3 protein-coding genes and 1 other RNA gene are annotated in these 1665 nt (G+C 43.8%); all 4 read right to left on the bottom strand.

The features are described 5' to 3' along the window. Positions 1-196 precede the first annotated feature (196 nt). On the bottom strand, positions 197-817 hold the full coding sequence (locus A3761_RS18505) for a 5-formyltetrahydrofolate cyclo-ligase (RefSeq protein ID WP_068512216.1): 621 nt from the start codon (positions 815-817) through the stop codon (positions 197-199). 78 nt (positions 818-895) lie between these two features. Next, positions 896-1081, bottom strand: a non-coding RNA gene (gene ssrS / locus A3761_RS18510) — 6S RNA. Positions 1082-1154: 73 nt separating this feature from the next. Then, positions 1155-1451, bottom strand: a complete 297-nt coding sequence (locus A3761_RS18515; RefSeq protein ID WP_068509122.1) for a cell division protein ZapA — start codon at positions 1449-1451, stop codon at positions 1155-1157. Then, positions 1451-1657, bottom strand: coding sequence for a TIGR02449 family protein (locus tag A3761_RS18520; protein WP_068509120.1), 207 nt, complete (start codon positions 1655-1657; stop codon positions 1451-1453). The genes A3761_RS18515 and A3761_RS18520 overlap by 1 nt, the downstream gene beginning before the upstream one ends. Positions 1658-1665: the final 8 nt, after the last annotated feature.

The following is a 1665-nucleotide window of genomic DNA, read 5'->3' on the forward strand; positions in this document are numbered from 1 at the left end:
AATGTTGGCTGTAATCGGTATATTTATGATCGGTTTGGTCATAAGTGGCTTTTCTTCTATTAGCATTGGTGCTGATGAAGAGCCGGTTCAGAACGCTAGTACTGAGCATGTATTTGATCGTTCAGCCAGCCGCTACTAAAACTCTCTATTCATAAAGAATTACTCGGCTTTTTTGCTCGTTTGATTCTGCATAGGCTTATTTTTTTGCATAGATACCTTGATCGGTGACGATCGCATCTAAGCTGACATCCCAGTCATTGACCGGAAGCGCGTCCATCTTCTGCAGCTCATGTGCTAATCCAATCAAGCGAGGCTTGCACTGAGGAAGCCGTCGCTTATAGTCAAAAGTGCGATCATAGAAGCCGCCTCCCATTCCCATTCTGTTTCCTTCGCTATCAAATGCTACCAGTGGCATTAACACTGTTGACAGTTGTTTAGCATTGAATTGTTTGCAGCGTTTAAAGTCAGGTTCCTCAATACCGAAACGGTTCTTGATATAAGGGCTTGATGCAGAGACTTGGCAAAAAATCATCTGTTGTGGTTTTAAGGGGTGGATGACGGGCAAGTATGCTGTCTTTCCCCATTTCTGTATTAGTGTGAGCAGTGATCGAGGGCAGATTTCACCGTCGTTGCCTAAGTACAAAGCAATATGTTTGCCCCTCAGTAGTAAACCAAAGCGTTTCAGATTTTTGAGTAAATGCGTTGAAGCTGTTCTTTGTTGAAGCTTGGTGAGCTGGCGGCGTTGTTGGCGGAGCTCTCTACGAAGCTGCTTTTTTTCTTGAATTAAGGTGGCGGGGGAGGTTTGAGAAAGACTCATTTTTGGGCTGTATCGTCAATAAGATAGAGCTGGATAGGTTTAAACAAAAGCAACGCTCTGTTGTGAGTGTTGATTTTGGTGCGCCCAAAATGCCGCTGCCAGATAGGGCCTTGAACCCGAAAGTTCAAGGGGGTGATCACTATATGCAAATTAGGCTTTCCCATCCAGATAAACCGGGGGACTTGCACACATCACATGATGTGATTACCAAGGTGTTATTATCGGCTCGAGGACTTATCTAGCAAGCCAGCATTCCAGAACGCCAAACCATCATATAAAAAAACTAGATAAAAATCAGGGCTTTTTACGAAAAAAAACAAATTGCCCAGGGTTTCAATTAGGCCTGTGCTTTTGCTTTGATCAAAGCTTGATCAAGCTTTTCTTCAAGTGATAGCAACATCTCCTGGTCACCTTCTTTATCGCGACCACTTTCGAGCAATTCGTATGCAATATTTAGAGCTGCCATGACCGCAATTCGTTCAATGCCCAGAACTTTTCCTGACGAGCGTATTTCTCGCATTTTTTCATCAAGGTGCCCCGCAGCATTTTCTAGAGCGTCCTTTTTATCAGGAGGGCAGGCGACCAGGTAGTCCTTTTCAAGGATTTTGACCTTTAGTGTGTTGGCGTCGGACATTAACCTTGCTCCAGAGCTTTTAGGCGACCAATCATTGATTCAATCTTGTTTTTGGCAAGATCATTTTTTTGTAGAAGTTTAGTCCGCTCGGACAGCCAATCGTCTTGGCTGCTTTTTAGCGCTAAATTGTCTGCTTCAAGCGTCTGGCAGTAGTTTAGAAGTTGCTCTACTTTGCCAGAAAGCGTTTTAAGTTGTGACGCTTCCATTTAGTTAC

It is taken from the genome of Oleiphilus sp. HI0123, from assembly GCF_001635315.1.